Annotated in this window: 16 protein-coding genes, 2 tRNA genes and 1 pseudogene; 6 read left to right on the top strand and 13 right to left on the bottom strand. The window is 59.8% G+C overall.

Annotation, left to right across the window (positions count from 1 at the left end; all coding sequences use genetic code 11):
• Window positions 1-47 precede the first annotated feature (47 nt).
• From ABD833_RS14505 to mutS, 9 genes and pseudogenes are all read right to left on the bottom strand, one after another.
• Complete coding sequence (locus tag ABD833_RS14505; protein WP_345073935.1) at window positions 48-1,184, bottom strand: glycosyltransferase; 1,137 nt, start codon at window positions 1,182-1,184, stop codon at window positions 48-50.
• Between the two features lie 581 nt (window positions 1,185-1,765).
• Entirely contained in the window at window positions 1,766-1,942 is a 177-nt protein-coding gene (locus ABD833_RS19380; RefSeq protein WP_425553675.1) for an integrase core domain-containing protein, read from the bottom strand.
• Between the two features lie 80 nt (window positions 1,943-2,022).
• A pseudogene (locus tag ABD833_RS14500) lies at window positions 2,023-2,685 on the bottom strand (IS3 family transposase); the annotation flags it as partial.
• A complete protein-coding gene (locus ABD833_RS14495; protein WP_345073933.1) occupies window positions 2,682-2,996 on the bottom strand; it encodes a transposase in 315 nt (104 codons plus the stop codon). The pseudogene ABD833_RS14500 and the gene ABD833_RS14495, both read right to left, overlap by 4 nt.
• 81 nt (window positions 2,997-3,077) lie before the next feature.
• A complete protein-coding gene (locus ABD833_RS14490) occupies window positions 3,078-4,391 on the bottom strand; it encodes a tyrosine-type recombinase/integrase (RefSeq protein ID WP_345073931.1) in 1,314 nt (437 codons plus the stop codon).
• A gap of 153 nt (window positions 4,392-4,544) precedes the next feature.
• A tRNA-Leu gene (locus tag ABD833_RS14485) sits at window positions 4,545-4,628 on the bottom strand.
• Window positions 4,629-5,102, bottom strand: a complete 474-nt coding sequence (locus ABD833_RS14480) for an HNH endonuclease (RefSeq protein ID WP_345073930.1) — start codon at window positions 5,100-5,102, stop codon at window positions 4,629-4,631.
• Window positions 5,103-5,234: 132 nt separating this feature from the next.
• Window positions 5,235-5,307: transfer RNA gene (locus tag ABD833_RS14475), tRNA-Gly, on the bottom strand.
• A 185-nt stretch (window positions 5,308-5,492) separates the two neighbouring features.
• Window positions 5,493-8,228 (bottom strand): DNA mismatch repair protein MutS, encoded by a 2,736-nt coding sequence (gene mutS / locus ABD833_RS14470; RefSeq protein WP_345073929.1) that lies wholly within the window; start codon window positions 8,226-8,228, stop codon window positions 5,493-5,495.
• A gap of 244 nt (window positions 8,229-8,472) precedes the next feature.
• Between mutS and ABD833_RS14465 the strand changes: the two genes are divergently transcribed.
• Complete coding sequence (locus ABD833_RS14465; RefSeq protein WP_345073927.1) at window positions 8,473-9,018, top strand: RNA methyltransferase; 546 nt, start codon at window positions 8,473-8,475, stop codon at window positions 9,016-9,018.
• A gap of 125 nt (window positions 9,019-9,143) precedes the next feature.
• Here the strand turns inward: ABD833_RS14465 and ABD833_RS14460 are convergent, their stop codons facing one another.
• Window positions 9,144-11,618, bottom strand: coding sequence for a hypothetical protein (locus ABD833_RS14460; protein ID WP_345073926.1), 2,475 nt, complete (start codon window positions 11,616-11,618; stop codon window positions 9,144-9,146).
• A gap of 435 nt (window positions 11,619-12,053) precedes the next feature.
• On the opposite strand from ABD833_RS14460, the gene ABD833_RS14455 reads away from it, so the two are divergent.
• From ABD833_RS14455 to ABD833_RS14445, 3 genes are all read left to right on the top strand, one after another.
• Window positions 12,054-14,759, top strand: coding sequence for a T9SS-dependent M36 family metallopeptidase (locus ABD833_RS14455; protein ID WP_345073925.1), 2,706 nt, complete (start codon window positions 12,054-12,056; stop codon window positions 14,757-14,759).
• A 107-nt stretch (window positions 14,760-14,866) separates the two neighbouring features.
• Entirely contained in the window at window positions 14,867-15,298 is a 432-nt protein-coding gene (locus ABD833_RS14450; protein WP_345073924.1) for a hypothetical protein, read from the top strand.
• Complete coding sequence (locus tag ABD833_RS14445; RefSeq protein ID WP_345073923.1) at window positions 15,295-16,089, top strand: J domain-containing protein; 795 nt, start codon at window positions 15,295-15,297, stop codon at window positions 16,087-16,089. The genes ABD833_RS14450 and ABD833_RS14445 overlap by 4 nt, the downstream gene beginning before the upstream one ends.
• 415 nt (window positions 16,090-16,504) lie before the next feature.
• Here ABD833_RS14445 and ABD833_RS14440 read toward each other — a convergent pair whose 3' ends face one another.
• Both ABD833_RS14440 and ABD833_RS14435 read right to left on the bottom strand, forming a co-directional pair.
• Complete coding sequence (locus tag ABD833_RS14440; protein WP_486326962.1) at window positions 16,505-17,260, bottom strand: TerC family protein; 756 nt, start codon at window positions 17,258-17,260, stop codon at window positions 16,505-16,507.
• Between the two features lie 248 nt (window positions 17,261-17,508).
• Window positions 17,509-18,000 (bottom strand): YajQ family cyclic di-GMP-binding protein, encoded by a 492-nt coding sequence (locus ABD833_RS14435; RefSeq protein ID WP_345073921.1) that lies wholly within the window; start codon window positions 17,998-18,000, stop codon window positions 17,509-17,511.
• 158 nt (window positions 18,001-18,158) lie between these two features.
• Between ABD833_RS14435 and ABD833_RS14430 the strand changes: the two genes are divergently transcribed.
• Window positions 18,159-18,602: a GNAT family N-acetyltransferase gene (locus tag ABD833_RS14430; protein WP_345073919.1), complete on the top strand. Its 444-nt coding sequence runs from the start codon at window positions 18,159-18,161 to the stop codon at window positions 18,600-18,602.
• A gap of 104 nt (window positions 18,603-18,706) precedes the next feature.
• Here ABD833_RS14430 and ABD833_RS14425 read toward each other — a convergent pair whose 3' ends face one another.
• Window positions 18,707-18,901, bottom strand: coding sequence for a DUF962 domain-containing protein (locus ABD833_RS14425; RefSeq protein WP_345073917.1), 195 nt, complete (start codon window positions 18,899-18,901; stop codon window positions 18,707-18,709).
• Window positions 18,902-18,964: 63 nt separating this feature from the next.
• Here ABD833_RS14425 and ABD833_RS14420 point away from each other — a divergent pair, with 63 nt between their 5' ends.
• Window positions 18,965-19,447, top strand: coding sequence for a PaaI family thioesterase (locus ABD833_RS14420; protein ID WP_345073916.1), 483 nt, complete (start codon window positions 18,965-18,967; stop codon window positions 19,445-19,447).
• Window positions 19,448-19,541 lie beyond the last annotated feature (94 nt).

Raw genomic sequence — 19,541 nt, 5'->3', positions numbered from 1 at the left:
TAGCTGATTAAAAAAAATAATGTACTGTATAAATACTATTTTACCTTTTAAGGAAGTGCCTTTTCTAATAAGGCCGCTGTTACTTTACGGGCATCAAAATATTCTTCGGCTAAGGAGCGAGCTAAAGCACTTTGCTTATTATAGTCAGCTGCCACATGCTCAAGACTGCGTACAGCCTCCTGCATCGTATGGAACCGAAACAAGCCCGCCGCGTCGGGCAAGAAGCGTGACGGGCCGGTATGCTGCACTACGACTGGCTTGCCGCTGGCCAGATAACATAGCGTTCGGTCACTAATCCAAGCATTTTGCTGGCGGATACAGGAAGGTTTGACACAGCTAAACTCGCCGGATGACTTCTGGATATAGTACTGATACTTGGTTGGGGTCGCGGCTATATTCTGACTGTCCTGAACGCGCCATCCGTAGCCTTCCAGCATTTGTCGGTCTTGCTGGTCATCTTTCCCCAAGAAAATAGCCAGCTCCAACTTGACAGCAGTATGCAAGGGTAATTCGAGAAAAGGCAGGAATCCATTGCGCTTGTCATTCTGGTAAAGCCCATCCTGGTCTGTTTCCCACAATTCCATGTTCCAATGACTGACGGTCGTAAACACTGCCGGCGCCGGAGTTGGAGATACTGGCCATGCCTCTAAGAAAACACAAGGGGGAGTGTAATGCCAGTTGCGGCCCGCGTCCGAGAATCGTGCGCCTGGCTGGCCTACGGTTTCTCCAATGGTAAAGTATACATCATGGGGCGCTATGCGTATGATACCGCTGGTTAACCACACCTGGGTCAACCCTGGGTCTATGTCAAGCAGAGCGGTTCGCTTAAACCGATTTACAATAGTAGTCGGTAGGGCATACTTTTGATTAAGCAATAAATCGGTAGCAGCCGCGGCAGATTCTACATCCAGACAGCTTCCAAGCTTTTCTGGGGGTAGTGCATCGCCAGTAGAGGAGCACAGAGCTACTTCGTTAGCCAGTCCGTAAGGCACTAGCCTGCTTTTGAGTATGGCAACATGTATATACAACTCCGGTGCGGACATATCGGATTTAACTTGCTCCAACCAGATCACGCGGCAGCCAATAGAACGGAAGCCCAGCGCCCAGTTAAGATACGCCCATAGATGCCCGCCACCTGTTGGATAATGAATTGTATTAGCAACCAAGCATATTGTAGTATTCATAACAGACCCATATTTATGGTGTGTCGGGCTCCGGGGCTATAATTAGATTCCGGTATATAATATTTAAACTGTTATAAGTACCCAACAAGAATTAGTTTGACCTATTTGGAACGTCATGCTGAGCTTGTCGAAGCATCTCTAACGAGTCGTTAAACGATTGGTTTAGTGTGCGGTAGAGATGCTTCGACAAGCTCAGCATGACGTGCTTTTTAATGCAAAACGATTTTCGCCACCTACTTAGCAGTTTTGTCAACGGGGTAGTGGTTGGGATTAGTAACGCGGCCTTTGTAGGTCGCGTATCCGAACGACCCAGCGGCGCGGGTACGCGACCTACAAAAGTCGCGACATACTACACAGTTCGTGAAACCACTATGACAATTTAAATATTATACATGAATATACAAATAGTAAAAATGGGTTCCTATTTTTGTGATCAGACTGAGCTTGACTTTAGCCTTTTGAACCAGGATTAGGGGCAAAAAAGAAACCCGCCGGGTAGAGCAGGCTTAGCTTTGGGCAACGACACCGTCCTGCTATGCCCACCTTCCCAAGCGAGTTCAAGGCCGTATGAGGTGGTCCGGTTAGACTAGACAGTTTAGGGCGGTAGTTGGAAGAAGGTGTTGGTGAGCGAGATAGGGCGTCTGACAACCAATGCTGGAGTGCAGCCGCTCGTGATTATAATAGTCAAAATACTCCGCGACGCTGGCCTGCGCGTCGGCCAGATCGGCAAATACGGGCCACTCGCGTAGTTCGAGCACTTCCGTTTTAAGGCGCGACCAGAGGCTTCCAAAACCTTTATCCGGTTTTCAGCCTGAGCATTGTCGTAGCACTCGCCCCGGCGGCTCTGGGAGCGTACGGCTCCGTGCTGGTGCAACAGGGCGCGGTAGGCGTTGCCGCAATACTGGCCGCCGCGGTCCGAGTGCACGATCAGCTCCGGGGTGGGCGGCTGGGCTAAAAACGTCCGTTGCAGCGCCGTGAGCACCAACTCCTCGGGCATGGTGGCGGCCACGTGCCAGCCCACCACATGTTTGATGGCCGCGTCCTGAAAGGCGCACAAACAGGCCCATCGGCCGTCGGCGAGCGGTAAATACGTGATGTCCGACACCCACACCTGGTTGGCCTGGGTGGGCTTGGGCTGGTCGAGCAACCGATTCGGGGCGCAGCGCAGCCCGTGGGTCGAGTCGGTCGTGCGCGGGGTGTTGGCCTTGGGCTGCAGCGCGCGCAGGCCCCGGCGGCGCATGGCCGTACGTAGGCGTTGGCGGCCCACCCGGTGCCCTTTCTGGCGCAGGGCCACCTGCAGCCGACTCGTGCCATAGCGGCGTTTATGGTGCCCAAAGACCTTGACCAGAGCGACTTCCCACGCGGGCGTTTGCGCGCCCACCGCCCGCTGCTGGCCGGCCTGCCAGGCGTAATAGCCGCTGGCCGGCACGCCCAGCACCTGACAGAGCTGCCGCACCGGGTGGTGGGCGCGTTCGGCGGCGATAAAGCGGTAGCAGCTCATGGCGTCGCCGGGGTCGAGAAGATGGCAATGGCTTTTTTTAAAATGGTCAGCTCCTGCGCCTGCCGCCGGTTGTCGGCCCGCAGTTGGCGCAATTCAGCCGCCGTGGCCGCATCCAGGCTGGCCCCGGCCGCCACGGCGACGGGCGTTTGCGCCCCTTTTTGCCAGTCATAAATCAGCTTTGCCCGGATGTTAAGGGCGCGGGCCGCGGCCGCAACCGAGCGGCTTTGCTCGGCCAGGCGCAGGGCTTCGGCGCGGAAGGCGGCAGCGTACTTGACGCGCTTGTCGACTTTTTCGGTGGGGTTATTCGGCATGGCAAGAGAAATATACCACCCTATTCTGTCCCGTTTACCTAGACCACCTCAGGGGCGAGTGGTGCTGGTGCAAGGTTTCATTCACGCCGCCGTTGGTTTCACCGCGCAAATCTGGCCGGCCCGCGTCTCCACGCTACCAGCAGCGCCCAAGTGGCCCTCCCAAATCCGCCGCATGGTCTGGTGCTGCAGGTCCTCCACCACCTTAGCGTAAATCAACGTGGTTTGAATCTTGGCATGGCCCATTACCTTCTGCAGCACTTCCACCGGCATCCCGCGCAGCAGGCTTTGCGTGGCGAAAGTGTGACGGGCCGTGTGCGAAGTCAGCAGCTCATATTTCGGCACCGACTTTTTCACCATCTGCCCGGCCACCCGTTCCACCAGCACCACCGGAGCCGTGAGCCCGGCGTACTTACCCACCTGTTTCAGGTGCCGGTTCATCACCTGGTTGGCCAGCACCGGTAGCAGCAGCGCCCGCTCCCCATCCGCGGCGTACCTATCGATGATGGCCCCGGCAGCTTCCGTCAGATAAATGCTCACGCCGGTGCGCGGCTTGGTTTGCACCAGCCGCAGCACCCGCGCCCCGTCCCACTCGTGCAGGTTGCCCGGCTGCAGCGCCCACACGTCGGAATAGCGCAGCCCGGTGTAGCAGCAGAACAGCAGCACGTCCCGTACCCGCGTCAGGTGCGCCGGCAGCATGGCCGTAGTCAGCGCCGCCAGGTCCTCGGCCGACAGCCCCATTTTCAGCACGTCGGCATGCTTGCCCTGCAGCTTGCGCAGTTCCACCGGCACCGACATGCCCCGCTCTTCCCGGCACCACCGCAGAAACACTTTGAGCCCGCGCACAAACGAGGCAACGGTATTCTGCGCCAAGTTGCGGTCAAAACGCAGGTAGTGCAGCACCCGGTCATGCGTCGCCAGGTCGTAGGTCGTCGGGTCCAGCAGTTCGCCCCGGTCCCGCTCGTAGTTGCCCAGCCAGCTGCACAGCATCTTGCGCTGCCGCAGCGTGTGGTTGGCGTAGCCCCGCGCCCGTAAGGCCTCGCGGTGCTCGTCGTTCAACACCGTAATAGACCGGCGGACCGGCACTACAACCACCGCCTCGACCACCGGCTGCAGCGCCGCTTTCAGCCCCGCCATCGTGGGCGTGCCGCCCGCCGCCCGCACGGTCCGCCACCATTCGCTGACCAGCGCGGCCCGCAACTCCAAAAAGTTGTTGGCCTTCTCAGCCCCGGTGAAGGAACCCCGGAACCGTTGCCGCCCTTCGTTCCATTCGGAGGGCTTGCACTTCTCGCCGGTAGCGCATTTCAACCGCAGCCCATCGAAGTAGGCTATCAGATGCACCGGGCACCGGCCGGCACCGTCTTTTTTGTCAGTGCGCAACACAAATTGAGTTGTCATAAAAAAGTAGGGGGCGTAAAAGGGGGCGTTACTCGCGTAGCACATCCCACATGAAGCGCCGTTCCTACCGATTGGCCCGGACGCAAAAAACCCGGAAAACCTCTTCTACTACTTGAGAAGGTGTTTTCCGGGTCTTTTGGTTGTTAGTTATTGTACCAGAGACGGGAATCGAACCCGTACGTCCGTGAAGACAAGGGATTTTAAGTCCCTCGTGGCTACCAGTTACACCACTCTGGCTTAGATTTTTACCTTGTTTTTACCCCGATAACTCTTCGTTAGAGCGTGGCAGTTCGGACAAAGTAACTGTAAATTTTCGATTCGATGGTCATTGTGTACGCCATTTAAATGGTGCAACTCCAGTGGAATAAGCTGCCCCTGCCGCTCCTGTAGGCCACACTCCTCGCATTGGTGCTGCTTCCATCCTTCCTTCAGCAGGCGGCCGCGCAGACCGTGAGTAAAGGCATAGGGTGAGTTCTCCACCAATATTTCAGGCAGGAAGGCTTTGCGCCCAAAGCTGCGGTAGCGAAGTCCGGTATTCCAGCCCTGCCCCGTAAAGTGTGCAGTACTCAACTGTAAGCGGGCAATGCGGGCCTGTACGGTTTTGTAGTTGCCGCCGGCGGGTACCAAACCCAGTTGTTGAATCACCTGCGCCACCGATAGGCTTTGGGCCACAACCTCCCCGAATTCCGCATCCGTCCATTTAGCTTTCATATCCAAGCCATTTCCCGAATATAAGCGCTTTCAACCAAGAGGTTGATGTAGATCCGACTTAAGGCCGCGTCTCTTCCTTAGGCGGGGAACAAATAAAAAAAGGATGCCGCCGAAGCAGCATCCTTTTTTTTGAGCGGGAGACGAGGTTCGAACTCGCGACCTCGACCTTGGCAAGGTCGCGCTCTACCAACTGAGCTACTCTCGCTTGAGGTAAGCCACCGTGTTGTAGTGGCTAATGGTGCGACAAAGGTAAGCAGGTTTTTTTCAGAGGCAAGAACCGGTCGAAAAAAACTCCCTGCATTTGCCTGGCAAACCCGCTTCTGCCTCATTTTCAGGCAGATTATTTTCAACCAGGCCCCGGGTATTGCCCTGCTTCCGCCTGCCGTTTTTTCACCGCTTCTCCCCTTTGTCGCCCAGCGCCAGCTTCAGCTCATTGATTTTGAGCAGCGCTTCGATGGGCGTCAGCGTATTCACATCCAGCCGCTGAAGCAGGTCCCGGACGCGTTCCAAAGCGGGGTCGGCGGGCTCGAACATACTAAGCTGCAGGCTGGGCCGCGGGGCCGTGGCCACGGCCGCGGGCGGTTGCGCCTTCGGGCTGCGGCGGGAAGCGTCTGCACCACTGCCAGTGGCAGGCGAAGCGCCATCCAGACCAGCCAGCACGTCGTCGAATTCGGTGGTGGCTTCTTCGGTATTGGTGCGCTCCTGCTCAAGGTGGTGCATGATTTCGTTGGCCCGCAGCACCACCGAAGTGGGCATGCCGGCCATGCGGGCCACGTGAATGCCGAAGCTGTGCTCGGAGCCGCCGGCCACCAGCTTACGCAGGAACAGGATGCGGCCGTCGGCTTCGCGCACGGCCACGTTGTAGTTGCGCACCCGCTCGCAGTCGTCGGCCAGCTGGTTGAGCTCGTGGTAGTGGGTGGCGAAGAGCGTTTTGGCGCGGGCCTTAGGGAAGTTGTGCAGGTGTTCCACAATGGCCCAGGCAATGCTGATGCCGTCGTAGGTGCTGGTGCCGCGCCCGATTTCATCCATCAGCACGAGGCTGCGGTCCGACAGATTGTTGAGAATACTGGCCGTCTCGGTCATCTCCACCATGAACGTGCTTTCGCCCTTGCTGAGGTTGTCGGAAGCCCCCACCCGGGTAAAGATCTTGTCGATGACGCCGATGGTGGCCGCGTCGGCGGGCACGAAGGAGCCGATCTGGGCCAGCAGCACGATCAGGGCCGTCTGCCGCAGCAGGGCCGACTTGCCGGCCATGTTGGGACCCGTGATGATGACGATCTGCTGGTCGTCCTGGTCGAGGCAAAGGTCGTTGGGAATGTAAGCCTCGCCGGGCGGCAGCTGGCGCTCAATCACGGGGTGGCGGCCGGCGCGGATGTCGAGCAGCGTCGAATCGTTCACCACGGGCTTCACATAGCGGTGCTGGCGGGCCGTGGCAGCGAAGGACGCCAGGCAGTCGAGCACGGCAATGGCGCGGGCATCCTGCTGAATCTGGGGCACAAACTCACTGGCCGACAGCACCAGCTCATTGTAGAGGTTCTGCTCAATTACGAACAGGCGCTCCTCGGCGTGCAGGATTTTCTCCTCGTAGGTTTTCAGCTCCTCGGTGATGTAGCGCTCGGCATTTACCAGCGTCTGCTTCCGGATCCAGGTAGCCGGCACCTTGTCCTTGTGCGAGTTGGTGACTTCGAGATAGTAGCCGAACACCCGGTTATAAGCCACTTTCAGCGACGAAATACCGGTATTCTGAATTTCGCGCTGCTGGAGCTGAAACAGGTAGTCCTTGCCTGAGAAGGCAATGCTGCGCAGCTCATCCAGCTCGGCATTGATGCCGTCGTTGAGCACGTTGCCCTGGTTGGTGAGCACCGAGGCATCGGGCCGAATTTTACCCTTTATTTCCTCCCGCAGCGTTTCGCAGGGGTTGAGTTGGTCGGCCAGCTTCTCCAGGGCTTTCATCCCGGAGCCCGCCAGCAGCTCCCGGATCGGCCCTACGGCCTCCAGCGCGCGGCTGAGCTGGAGCAGCTCCCGGGGGTTGATGCGGCGCACGGCAACCTTGGAAATCAGGCGTTCCAGGTCGTTGATCTGGCGCAGGTGCTGCACTATTTCGCCGAGCAGCTCCGGGTTTTCCAGCAGGCCTTCCACCGTATCGAGGCGACGCTGAATCTGCACGGGCTCCTTGAGGGGCAGCACCACCCACTTGCGCAGCAGGCGGGCACCCATCGGCGTCACGGTCTGGTCGAGAATGTCAATCAGGGGCACGCCGCCCACGTGCTGGGGCTGCACCAGCTCCAGGTTACGGACCGTGAACCGGTCGAGCCAGACGTACTTGTCTTCCTCCAGGCGGGCAATGTTGGCAATGTGGCCGACTTCGTCGTGCTTGGTTTCGGCCAGGTAGTGCAGGATGCAGCCGGCGGCGGTGATGCCTTCGCGCAGGGTATCGATGCCGTAGCCCTTGAGCGAGGTCGTCTTGAAGTGGCGCGTGAGGGTGTCGTGGGCGTAGTCGAAGCCAAAAACCCATTCATCGAGGGCGTAGTGGCAGAAATCGGGGCCATAGTGCTGCTCAAACTCCTGGCGGCTTTTCTTGCAGAACAGCACCTCGGCCGGCCCGAAATTCTGGAGCAGCTTGCCCAGGTACTCTACGTTGCCCTGGGCCACCAGGAACTCGCCGGTGCTGATATCGAGGAAGCTGATGCCGGCCTCGTCCTTACCGAAATGCACGGCGGCGAGGTAGTTGTTGCTACGGCGGTCCAGCACATTGTCGTGAAACGACACCCCGGGCGTAACCAGCTCCGTCACGCCGCGCTTGACGAGGCCCTTGGCCTGCTTGGGGTCTTCGAGCTGGTCGCAGATGGCTACGCGCTGCCCGGCCCGCACGAGCTTGGGCAAGTAGGTATCCAGGGCGTGGTGAGGAAAGCCGGCCAGCGCCACTTCCGACGAGGTCCCGGCCCCGCGCTTGGTCAGCACGATATCCACGATGCGCGAGGTAGTCACGGCATCCTCCCCGAAGGTTTCGTAGAAGTCGCCGACGCGGAAGAGCAGCAGCGCGCCGGGGTACTGCTGCTTGAGCTGATAGTACTGCTTCATCAGCGGCGTGTCAATCACCGGGGCGGGACCGGCGGAGCCGTGCATGGGAACGGGCTTTTTAGCGGGAGCAGTACTCGATTTCACGGGGCAAAAGGGGAATAGATACTGAGGGCAAATCAGAACGGTCATGCTGAGCCTGTCGAAGCATCTCGCGTGGCGTTGTCTGGTTAGTAATCAGACGTCAGCACGCGAGATGCTCCGACAAGCTCAGCATGACCCGTACAATCAACTTCAAACGACCAACGCGGGCCGGCGGGTGCCTACCTTTGGGCAAAATACCCCCTCCGCGATGCGTAAACGAACCATGGAAGAGCTGAACCGGCTCTCGGTGACCGACTTCAAAAGTACGGAAAAATTCCCCCTGACCCTGGTGCTGGACAACGTGCGCAGCCTGCACAACGTGGGGGCGGCCTTCCGCACCGCCGACGCCTTTGCCATCGAGAAAATATGGCTCTGCGGCATCACCGGCCGCCCGCCCCAGCGCGAAATCACCAAGACGGCCCTGGGCAGCACCGAGTCGGTGACGTGGGCATATGCCGCGACGACCCTGGAAGCCATTGCGCAGCTCAAAGCGGCCGGCTACGTGGTGGTAGCCGTGGAACAGACCAACCAAAGCCAGGACCTGACGGCCTTCCACCCGGTTCCCAATCAGTCCTACGCCCTGATTATGGGCAACGAAGTATTCGGCGTCGATGATGAGGTGCTGGCCTTGTGCGACGCGGCGGTGGAGATTCCGCAGTTCGGCACCAAGCATTCGTTGAACGTGAGCGTGGCGGCCGGCGTGGTGCTGTGGGACTTCATCAGCAAAATGAGCGGGGCCCCACGGCCTTCGTAATGAAAGTCTGAGGCTAAACTCCGCTCCTCAGCTGAGGAAGGGAGCTGGTTTTTGCTTAGTCAGCCCACAAAAAAGCGGCGCTTCCGCTGGGAAGCGCCGCTTTTGTGCGGTACAAGAACAGACGCTTACTTCTGAATCAGCACTTTGCGGAAGGCCGCGTCGCCGGGCGCGCCCAGACTTACCTGGTAGAGGCCCCTGGCGAACTTGCTCAGGTCAACCGGCAGGTCGAGCTGACCGGCCGCGGCCGCTACGGACTGGCGGTAGACCAGCTGCCCGAGGCTGTTGCGCACGAGCAGCTCCAGCCCGCTGGTGGGCTTGGCAAACGTAGCGCGGAGGCGGAACTGCCCCGCGTTCGGGTTAGGATACACGCTCAGACCACCGGCCGCTTCCAGGTCATCCGCGACGCTGGTGACGATGTTCTGCACGTTCAGGTTGTCGATAGCCCAGCCCCAGCCGTGAGCCCCCGGGTCGCCGAAGAGGCGGAAGCGCAAGCGTACCACGTCGCCGGTAGCAAACCGGTTGCGCAGGTTGAAGGAATGAGAAGCAAACAGCGCCGACGTACCCACGCCATTGGAGTTGCCCGCGGCCGTCGTGCTGCTGTTCCAGGTGGTTAGCCAGTTGGGGCGGAAGCGGGCGTCGTAGCCATCGGCTACCGGCGTCCAGGTAGCGCCGTTGTCTTTGCTGCCCTCCACGACCACGTAATCGTAAAACGCCTCCTGCCCGAAGACGCTGCCGGACTCGCCGGGCTCGATCAGGGCAATTTCATCAAACGACAGGGTGGTCACCACCGGCGAAATAATGATGGGCACCAGCATCTGATAAATCAGCGTGGAGTCGTCGTAGTACTGGTGGTCGGAGTGGATGGCCCCGTTGCTGAAGCCCGCGGGCTGGGTGATGGAGAAGCCTTCGCCCACGAAATCAAGCGGGGCCGCGCTGTTCAGGTTGTTGCTGTAAACGGCCTGAGCAGGCTTGAAATTCACGATGTTTACCGTGTACGTACCCGTAGCCGGGCTCAGGGCCTGGTTCACGTTGGCCGCCGCGTCGCGGGCGACAATGCGGTAAGTCAGTACGTCACCGGCAACGACAGGACCAGCCGTAGCACCCAGCGGGCCGCTGAAAATATCGGTAGAACCCTGGCGGGTGAGAACGAGGGCGGGGCGGGCAACCCCGTTGACGGCGTACTCCACCGTCACGGTAGCTACGCCCACATTGTCGGTGGCGCGCACCGTAAGCTGATAGGGCAGCTGGGAAGTGAAGAGGTAAGTCAGGGGCTTATGCTGTACCACGGGGACCGTAGCGTCGGGACCTACCACGAAGGAGTAGCGGACCACGGTGGTCACGTTGGGCCGGGGAGCGGCGGGAGCCGTGTAAGTACGGCCGGTTTCGTTGTCGGCGGCAGTAATGAAGTAGCTCACCGTGCGGTTGAGGCCGGGATTGGAAATAACCCCCTGGTACCGATTGCCGCTCGTATTAGTCATGGGAACCACAACCAGCGGACCATTATCCACGGCGTAGTGCAGCTTTACTGAGCCGGGCGTTACGGTACCATCGCTCACGATAGTGGCCGTTACGGGAAAGTTCTGCGACGTTTCGGAGTCCGGCAGCTTCGTGTGGCGGATGGCGGTGTTGAACCAGCCCATTTCGTCGAACATGCGCAGCGTCAGCGGACCGGGGTTGTGCATGGCCTCGGCCGCCCCAACCTGGGGCGACATCAGCGAGTTGATGTCGCCGGCCGGATACGTAGCCTCGTCGAGGTGGGAAATGCTGGACCCCGCCGAATACGTAGTGGGCGCGTAGATGCGCGGCCGCACGCCCCCATTAATGGCTTTAGCCAGCTCACTGTTGAAGTATACATTGTTGCTGATGAGCTGCGTTCCTAATGCCGTTGACGGGTTCGGAAACAAAGCCGGGTTGGTCAACGACTGTCCGGCCTGGTTTTCCAGGTAAGTGCTGAAGATGGATGGCAAAGTACCGTAGGTTCCCACGCCAGCGTTGTAGCTGGTACCGGCAATGAATCCCAGGCCGTGGCCCAGCTCGTGCAGCACCACCGTTACCAGATCGTACTGGCCGGCCGGTACGTTGCCATCCAGACCGTAGTACCAGGTGAAGTTGCTGTTGAAGCGGGCATTAATATCAGGCACCGTAACGGCATTCAATTCCTGACCGGCAATCTTTTCCGCCAAGGCCGCCGGGTATATAACATCGCTACGCGTAGCCCCGCTGATATCCCGGTAATAAGCCGTAGCGCCAGCTGAGCCGAGCACCCCGGCGGCAAGCGGCGTCCAAGTAGCCTGTACGCGGATGGTGATTGGCGACAGCAGCACCGATTCCCAGATTTTGACCGCGTGCCGGAATGCGGCCTGGGCCTGGGGTGTAAAGCCAGTATAAGTTACTTCGATTTTAGCGGCCGTACTGCGACGCTGACCAGTACGCTGCTGCTCCACGAAAGCGGCGGGTAGCGTCAGCTTAGTATGCATATCCTCAGCACGCGAGTAGCAGATGGTCGCGGGGGCCGGGCCGGAATCTTTCACGAAGGTTTGCGCCTGAGCAGAGTGCCAGGTAGCCAGCAGCAAGGCGGGTAGCAACAGTAGTTTTTTCATCAAGCAGAATGGGTAAAGAATGGATGGGTGGATTACTGGCTAAACTCAGGCTGTTCACTATTTGGCCAGCAGGCTGTACCAGATAGCGAGTGGCCGAAGGTCAGCGCCGATGCGCCGGGCTAACGGCTAACGCTCGGAGCTGAACTGAACTGAACTGAACTGAAAGTTAGCGTTTTTTCCGTTCTCTTCGAATCGGCGGCGGCAGGCTTTTGGGTCTCAGCGCGAGCAGTGCGGCGGGATGAGCGGGAGGCCCCTGCTCGTGCTGACTTTCCCGCGGCCATCTGAATTATTCATGCTTACATTTCAAAAAAAGTTGGCCTTAGCATTAATTGTGACAATGATTTGTGCAGATCCCTGCGTAGCTTTGAAATTGAGGCTTTATTCGTTTCTCCCCATCACCTAAAACTCATCCATTCTTCACTTCCAACTTCCCTTATGAAGTCAACTTTTACTTCGTCCGGCCTCCGGGCACTAGCTGCTGCCGCGTTGTTGGCCATTCCGGCTCTGGCAACGGCCCAGAATGTCCCGTTGGCCCGCGCGCTCAGCCAGTTGGCAGCGCAGCGCGCCCGTCTGGGCCTGAGCGAGGCTGATGTAGCCAATCCGGCCGTAACGAGCCAGTACACGGATGCCCACAACGGCGTCACCCACCTTTACCTGCGGCAGCGCCACCAGGGCATTGAGGTTTACGGAGCCGTAGCCGATATGCACCTGGACCGGGCGGGCGTACTGGCCGGAATGCACAGCAGCTTCGTGTCCAACGTAGCGGCATTGGCCCGCGGAGCTTCCCCGTCGCTCACGGCGGAACAGGCCGTAGCCGCGGCAGCCCGCGCCCTGAACGTGACGCCGCCCCGCAACCTCCAGGTGACCAAAGCCGGCTCGGCCGCCGAGGGCCTGGAATTCACCGACTCCAATGTTTCGCAGGATAAGATTTCTGCCAAGCTGATGTATCTGCCGCTGGCCGATGGTTCGCTACGGCTGGTGTGGGATGTGACGCTGGCGCCGCTGTCGGCCGACCACTATTGGAGTGCCCGCGTAGATGCGGCGACCGGCACCCTGCTCGACAAATCCGACTTCCTGGTGAGCGACGATTTCAGCGTTGCAAACCTGATGCAGCCCGTAGCTCAACTGGCGGCCGCTGCTGCCGCTCAATCGCAACAGCCGGTAGCGGTCGGTAAGCCCACTGCCCCGAACAGCTATAACGTGTGGCCGCTCACCATCGAAAGCCCTAGCCATGGCCCCCGGCAGGTGGTCACCAATCCGGCGGACGTAACCTTCTCGCCCTTTGGCTGGCACGATACGAATGGCGTAACCGGGGCGGAGTACACCATCACCCGGGGCAACAACGTGTTTGCCTACGATGACCGCCTGAACCGCAATCAGTTCGTGGATAACTCTACTGTTAGTCCCGACGGCGGAGCCAACTTGGAATTTGACTTCCCCTTCAACGGGGCCAAGGAAACGCCGGCCCTCACCAACCTCAACGCGGCCGTGGTCAACCTGTTCTATTGGAACAACCTGATCCACGACGTGATGGCCCGCAAAGGCTTCGACGAAGTGAGTGGCAATTTTCAAGAGAAAAACTATGGTCCGAGTGGCCTGGGCAACGACGCCGTGCGCGCTGAGGCCCAGGATGGCGCTGACCTGAAGCCGCCTCTACTCAACAATGCAAACTTCGCCACCCCGGTGGATGGCTCCGCCCCGCGGATGCAAATGTTTCTGTGGAACAACCCGGAGCTGACCATCAGCGTGACGGCTCCCGCCTCCCTGGCCGGACCGCTCAACGCCCGGGAAGGCACCCTGGGTCGTACGCTGGAGGCTGCCGGACCCATCACGGGCAATATGGTCCTGGTGAATGATGGCTCGGCCACGCCGGATTTTGGCTGCGTGAAGCCGCTGGCCAACGCCGCGGCCATCAGTGGCAACATCGCCCTGATTTATCGCGGCAGCTGCACCTTCGGCATCAAGATCAAGAACGCGCAGGATGCCGGCGCCCGGATGGTCGTCATGGTCGACAATGCCCCGACCGGCACTACCCCAATCGTAATGGGTGGCACGGCCCCCGATACCATTGGCATCCGCATTCCTTCGGTTGCTATTTCCCGCGTTGATGGCGACAAGCTCAAAGCTGCCCTGCAGGGTGGCCAGACAGTAAGCCTCTCCGCCTCGGGCAAAGTATATTTCCGCGACGGCGACTTCGATAACGGCATCATTGCCCACGAATACGGTCACGGCATTTCCAACCGCCTCACCGGCGGCCCCGGCAACTCTTCCTGCCTGCGAAGCCAGGAGCAGATGGGCGAAGGCTGGAGCGATTTCTTTGGCCTATGGATGACCACCAAGCCCGGCGACGTCAGCACCACGGGACGGGGTATTGGCACGTATGCCGGGTCTGAGCCCACTACGGGCCGCGGCATCCGGCCTACCCGCTACAGCACCGACATGAGCATCAACCCCGCTACCTATGCCTTGCTAGGCACTACCGGCTATGCGGTGACCACTACGGCAAGCGGCACTACAGTACCCGTCCACAACCTGGGCTACATCTGGGCCGCCACGCTCTGGGACCTGAACTGGGCCCTGATTGGCAAGCATGGCTACAACACGAATCTAAGCGCGGCCACCGGCGGCAACAACATTACCCTGCGGCTGGTACTCGATGGCTGCAAGCTCCAGCCTTGTAACCCCGGTTTCCTGGATGGTCGCGACGCCATCCTGCAGGCCGATATACTGAACAACAGCGGCGCCAACCAGGCCCTGATCTGGCAGGTATTTGCCCGCCGCGGTATGGGCTTCGATGCCGTGCAGGGCAGCAGCAACTCCCTGACCGACAACACCGCCGGCTTCGCGCTGCCGCCAGCTCTGAGCGCCAAGAGTGCCCTGAGCGAGAATATGCTGGAAGTGTATCCAAACCCGGCCAAAGACCAGCTCACGGTTCGTACTCAGGTGAGCAGCTCGGTTCCGGTACAGGTAACGCTGGTAACGATTATGGGCAAAACGGTCCAGAATACCACGGTTTCGGCCGCCCTTATGCAGCAGCAAGGCGTTCGGCTGACCACCACGGAACTCGCCAATGGCCTGTACATCGTGCGGTTGAAGACGTCGGAAGGCACCATCACCAAGAAAGTAATGGTCCAGCACTAAATGCCGGCCGCTTGCCACTTCCGGTACAAGCAAGAAAAGTCCGTCCGGCCCCGTGCCGGGCGGACTTTTTTGTTGTTCGAAATCAACCGTCGCTTTTCTCTCCTGCTATGCTCCCGCTTTCTGCTCACGACACCACGCTGCTCGCCCTGCGTCCTACCATTGCCGCCGCGCTCCCAACCGTATCCGATGCTACCCTCAGCGACTTTCTGCACCGCACGCTGCGCCCGGTACTGAAGCTCCAGAACCAAGTGCTGCTGCTTACGGTGGCCGATTTCGTGCGCGAGCATCATATTGCTTTTGCCGGTACCAACAGCGTGGAGCAGCAACGCCTCGTGGCCGGGCTGCTGGGCCGCAATGTAAAGCTCCGCTACACGATTGTCGGCCTGATCACGGGCTTGTTCACCGGGCCGGAAACGATATTCTACCGCCGGCAGCGCAGCGCGGTTAACCGGCGCCTGCTGGAGCTGGCCACGCAGCGCGTGCAGGACCAGGTAGCCGCCGTAGCCGACGCGCTTAAAGCGATGCCTGCTGAGCTATGACCACCCATTATCAGACGCTGGAGCTTAGCGAGCAGGCGACGGCCGATGATATCCGGCGGGCCTACCGCCGCCTCGTACTGCTCACTCACCCTGACCGCACCCCCGACCCGGCGGCCCATGCCCGCTACCTAAGGGTGAATGAGGCCTATGAGATACTACACAACGCTCAGCGCCGGGCCGGGTACGATGCCCTGCTCTGGGTGCGGCGCCACCCGCCGGCCTTTCGTCCGGTAGCGGTAGCCCCGGCTCACCCCATGCCGCCGCGCCGCGTTCAGGTCCGGCGGCCGCCCATGAGCCTGCAGGAACGCTACGCCCCCCAATACGCCCTCATGTTCCGGTGGCTGCGGCCCGTAATGCTGCTGGCCGTGCTGCTTAGTGCCAGCCTGCCGTTCGACTGGGGGCTGGCTCAGCTGCACCCGGAACGGGTAGTGGGGCTGAATGCGGGCGTGTACTACACGGGCGGGCGCTACCGGGATGCCCACGTGTACTTCATGCACCAAACCGACCGGGGCCGCTTCGACAGTGACTCGGCGGTAGGGGTGGGCGAAATAGTGCTGGTGCGCCGGACGCCACTGTGGAGCAAAGCCCTGCACGTGCGGCGGCCGGCGGCCCGGCGGCCCATCGAAACGGCTACCATCTACTCCGGCCTCGCCTGGCTGGTGCCGCTCGTGCTGGGTTTGCTGGCCGGGCTGACGCTCTGGACCCGGCTGAACCAGGACTACCGCCTGGGGTTGGGTCTGTGCAGCGTGCTACTGCTGGGCCTGACCGTGTACCAGATGCTGCACCATTAAACTAACTGATGTTACGCAGTCTGTTTCTGGTTGCTTGTTTCTGGTTGGCCGTTTTTGAGCCGTTTTTTGGGCGCACATTCAACCAGAAACGAGAAACGAGAAACGAGGCTGTTTAGGGTTTCGAGAAAGCTGTCATCCTGAGCAGAGCGAAGGACCTTATCCCGTCCGTACCACTTGGAATTAGGCCAACATGAGCCGTCGTGAGAAGGTCCTTCGCAAGCGGACGCCAGATGAAGGATGACAAACGACGAAAAAACCGAAACCCTAAACAGGTTCAACGAGAAACGAGAAACAACTTGAAACACCAGTTGCCAAAGTTGCCTGCGTAACAGCAGTAAACTAATTGCCCGTTTTCCGCTGCCCGATCCACGACCGGCAACTGAAAACGGGCAACGGGCAACTAAAAACGGGCTGCTCAGTCGAACTGAGAGTCGCGCAGCTGAACGGGCGGAGATTTTTTGCGCAGGCGCATATTCAACGACTCCACCAGCAGCGAGAACAGCATGGAGAAGTAAACGTAACCCTTCGGAATCTCCTGGTGGAAAGCTTCGGCCACCAGCATAATGCCAATCATAATCAGGAACGACAGCGCCAGCATCTTGATAGTGGGGTTGTTGTTCACGAAGTCGGCAATGTAGCCCGAGAAGGCCAGCATAACGCCCATGGCCAGAACAACGGCCACAATCATAACCAGCACGTTGTCTACGAGGCCCACGGCAGTCAGGATCGAGTCGAAGGAAAAGACGATGTCGATGATGATGATTTGAATAATGACGCGCAGCAGGCTGTCGTACTTGCCTACGGTGGCTTCCTCCTCCTCCCCCTGGAGCTTGGTGTGAATCTCGGTAGTGCTTTTGGCCAGCAGGAACAGCCCCCCCGCCAGCAGGATCAGGTCGCGGCCGGAGACGCCGAAATCCGGCGCCAGAAACGGCAGGTTGAGGGTGAACAGCGGGGTTTTCAGGCCCACGATCCAGGTAATGCTTAGCAGCAGCCCAATGCGAAACAGCAGCGCCAGCAGCAGCCCGATAGTGCGCCCCTGCTTATGCTGCGCTTTGGGCAGCCGGTTCACCACAATGGAGATGAAGATGATGTTGTCGATGCCCAGCACGATTTCCATGAACGTCAGCGTGAGCAGGCTGATCCACGTCTGGGGGTTGGAGAAAGCAGAAATATCAAACACTGGAGTCAGTTAAGAATTAGAAATAGGACTTACGCAAAATGCTTTCACGCAGTGTTTCGCAGTGTTAAACCGCAGTGTTTCGCAGTGTTAAACCGCAGTGTTTCGCAGTGCGAGGACGTTAAACACTGCGAAACACTGCGTGAAATGGCACCAGGAGGGTTTTGCGTAAGTCCTAAGAAATTAAGAATCAGGACTGAGGCGCAAGAATCAATTCTTAACTCCTCCTGCTTAATTCTCCCCTAGCTTTTCATATTCACGAATTGCAGGGGCTGGCCGATATCGGTGCGGCGCAGTACGGCAATGGCGGCCTGCAGGTCGTCGATTTTCTTGGCCGACACGCGCATCTGGTCGTCCTGCATCTGCACTTCCACCTTCACCTTGGCATCCTTGATGGCCTTGGTGATTTTGCGGCCCGCTTCTTTGTCCACGCCGGCGCGTACTTTGATGAGCTTCTTGATCAGCTGGCCGCTGGCTTGCTCCTCGGCCGAAAAGTCGAGGGCCGTGCCGTCGATTCCCTGCTTCACGATCCGGCCCAGCAGAATATCTTCCAGCGCCTTCACCCGCATCGAGTTTTCGGACGACAGCAGAATAGTGTTGTCTTTTTTATTGAGCTCCATGCCGCCTTTGGTGTCGCGCAGGTCGTAGCGGGTCTGCAGTTCTTTTTGGGCCGTATTCACCGCATTTTCGAGAGTCTGCGGATCTACTTTGCTCACAATGTCGAAAGAAGGCATAAGCGGTAATTGAGGTGGAAAGGATGTCATACGCCCCGCCGCTTGCCGCGGTTGGGGTTGGTCGTCAAAGGTAGGCGGTTTACGTACAGCGTTACACCACCCGGCCCCTAAACTCCGGGCCTCGCCGGCTCCCTTACCCCGCTCCGACTGCCCCTTTTATGACTCTCTCCCTCTCTTCCCCCGCCACCACTGCCGAATTTGCCGCCTACTACCGCCTGCGCTACGAAGTGCTGCGGCAGCCCTGGGGGCAGCCCGAAGGCTCGGAGCGCGCCGACGACGACAGGGCGCCGGCCACAGTGCACGCCATGGCTACCGCTCCCGATGGCCGCGTGGCGGGCGTAGCCCGCCTCAGTCCGGCTGGTCCGGATCAGGCGCAGGTGCGCTTTATGGCCGTGGCACCCGAGTGGCAGGGCCAGGGCGTAGGTCGTCAGCTCCTGCATTATCTGGAAGCCAATGCCCGCCGGGGCGGTATCCGCGAGGTTGTGCTGCATGCCCGGGAAGCCGCCGTACCGTTCTACGCGCGGCGGGGCTACGCCCTGGTCGCGCCTTCCCACACGCTCTTCGGCAGGATCCCCCATTTTCTGATGCGCAAGGCGCTTTAAAACCGCTCCCGGCCGCGCAGCAGGTCCAAGTACCGCCAAAAGTCGCCGCGCGGGGAAAACCACGGATGCTGAACGGTGGCGGGCCGGTTGTGCTCCGCAAGGCACTATCCGATCCGGGCAAAGCCACAGGTGGCTACACTACCGGCCACTGGCCCCGCCGGGCACCGCCTCACTACGGCCGGCACGGCCGCCACCAGAAACAGGGTGGTCCCGATGGAATGCCGCACCCGCGGGCCCCGGCGCTGGTGGTCGCGCCGGTAGCACGCACAGAACCCGGCGAAAGGGAGGGGGGGCCGCATGGAACAGGGCTTATCCGGTAAAGAAACCTAACTTTTCAGCCAACATCCAGTCTTTCCCTTCTTATGGAGCAACTCCCCGATGTGGCTACGCTCGTGGCCATCTACAACCAGATAAACCAGTATGGCCAGACCAACGGCATGCACCTGACCGTAACCGAAGCCGGGCAGGTGGCATACACCATGACCATCCGCAACGAGCACCTCTCCTCGCCCGGCACCTGCCACGGCGGCGTGGTTGCCGGGCTCATGGACGCCGCCCTGGGCGCGGCGGCCCTGTCGCTGGCCTTCACCGCCGGCGAGCTGGTTTCCACCGTCGAATTCAAGATCAACTACCTGCACCCGGTCCACCTGCACGACCAGCTCGTGGCCCGCGGGCGGGTGGAACATTCGGGCAAAACCCTGGTAGTGGCCAGCGCTGATATTGCCTGTCCGGCCCGCGACATCGTGGTAGCCCGGGGCATGGGCACCTTCAACCGCTACCCTGCCGACAAGCGTGACTTCCACCGTCTGCTATTCCCCGATGCCGACAGTGGGGAGGAAGGGTAAGGCTGGGCCCCGCCCAATTTCATAAACCATAATCCTACCGTTCGATGACCGGACGAAAAACCCGGTCGCTGCTTTGCGGCCACACAAAAAGCCG

The organism is Hymenobacter fastidiosus (assembly GCF_039539565.1).
Taxonomy (GTDB): Bacteria; Bacteroidota; Bacteroidia; order Cytophagales; family Hymenobacteraceae; genus Hymenobacter; species Hymenobacter fastidiosus.
The sequence above is the reverse complement of the archived record's forward strand: the minus strand, read 5'-3'. Positions and strand labels throughout refer to the sequence as shown.

Excerpts from the sequence above, each read along its gene's own strand:
- ABD833_RS14505 (WP_345073935.1), bottom strand. The coding sequence starts at position 1,184 with ATGAATACTACAATATGCTTGGTTGCTAATACAATTCATTATCCAACA.
- ABD833_RS14495 (WP_345073933.1), bottom strand. The coding sequence starts at position 2,996 with ATGCCGAATAACCCCACCGAAAAAGTCGACAAGCGCGTCAAGTACGCT.
- ABD833_RS14490 (WP_345073931.1), bottom strand. The coding sequence starts at position 4,391 with ATGACAACTCAATTTGTGTTGCGCACTGACAAAAAAGACGGTGCCGGC.
- ABD833_RS14480 (WP_345073930.1), bottom strand. The coding sequence starts at position 5,102 with ATGAAAGCTAAATGGACGGATGCGGAATTCGGGGAGGTTGTGGCCCAA.
- mutS (WP_345073929.1), bottom strand. The coding sequence starts at position 8,228 with ATGCACGGCTCCGCCGGTCCCGCCCCGGTGATTGACACGCCGCTGATG.
- ABD833_RS14465 (WP_345073927.1), top strand. The coding sequence starts at position 8,473 with ATGCGTAAACGAACCATGGAAGAGCTGAACCGGCTCTCGGTGACCGAC.
- ABD833_RS14460 (WP_345073926.1), bottom strand. The coding sequence starts at position 11,618 with ATGAAAAAACTACTGTTGCTACCCGCCTTGCTGCTGGCTACCTGGCAC.
- ABD833_RS14455 (WP_345073925.1), top strand. The coding sequence starts at position 12,054 with ATGAAGTCAACTTTTACTTCGTCCGGCCTCCGGGCACTAGCTGCTGCC.
- ABD833_RS14450 (WP_345073924.1), top strand. The coding sequence starts at position 14,867 with ATGCTCCCGCTTTCTGCTCACGACACCACGCTGCTCGCCCTGCGTCCT.
- ABD833_RS14445 (WP_345073923.1), top strand. The coding sequence starts at position 15,295 with ATGACCACCCATTATCAGACGCTGGAGCTTAGCGAGCAGGCGACGGCC.
- ABD833_RS14435 (WP_345073921.1), bottom strand. The coding sequence starts at position 18,000 with ATGCCTTCTTTCGACATTGTGAGCAAAGTAGATCCGCAGACTCTCGAA.
- ABD833_RS14430 (WP_345073919.1), top strand. The coding sequence starts at position 18,159 with ATGACTCTCTCCCTCTCTTCCCCCGCCACCACTGCCGAATTTGCCGCC.
- ABD833_RS14425 (WP_345073917.1), bottom strand. The coding sequence starts at position 18,901 with ATGCGGCCCCCCCTCCCTTTCGCCGGGTTCTGTGCGTGCTACCGGCGC.
- ABD833_RS14420 (WP_345073916.1), top strand. The coding sequence starts at position 18,965 with ATGGAGCAACTCCCCGATGTGGCTACGCTCGTGGCCATCTACAACCAG.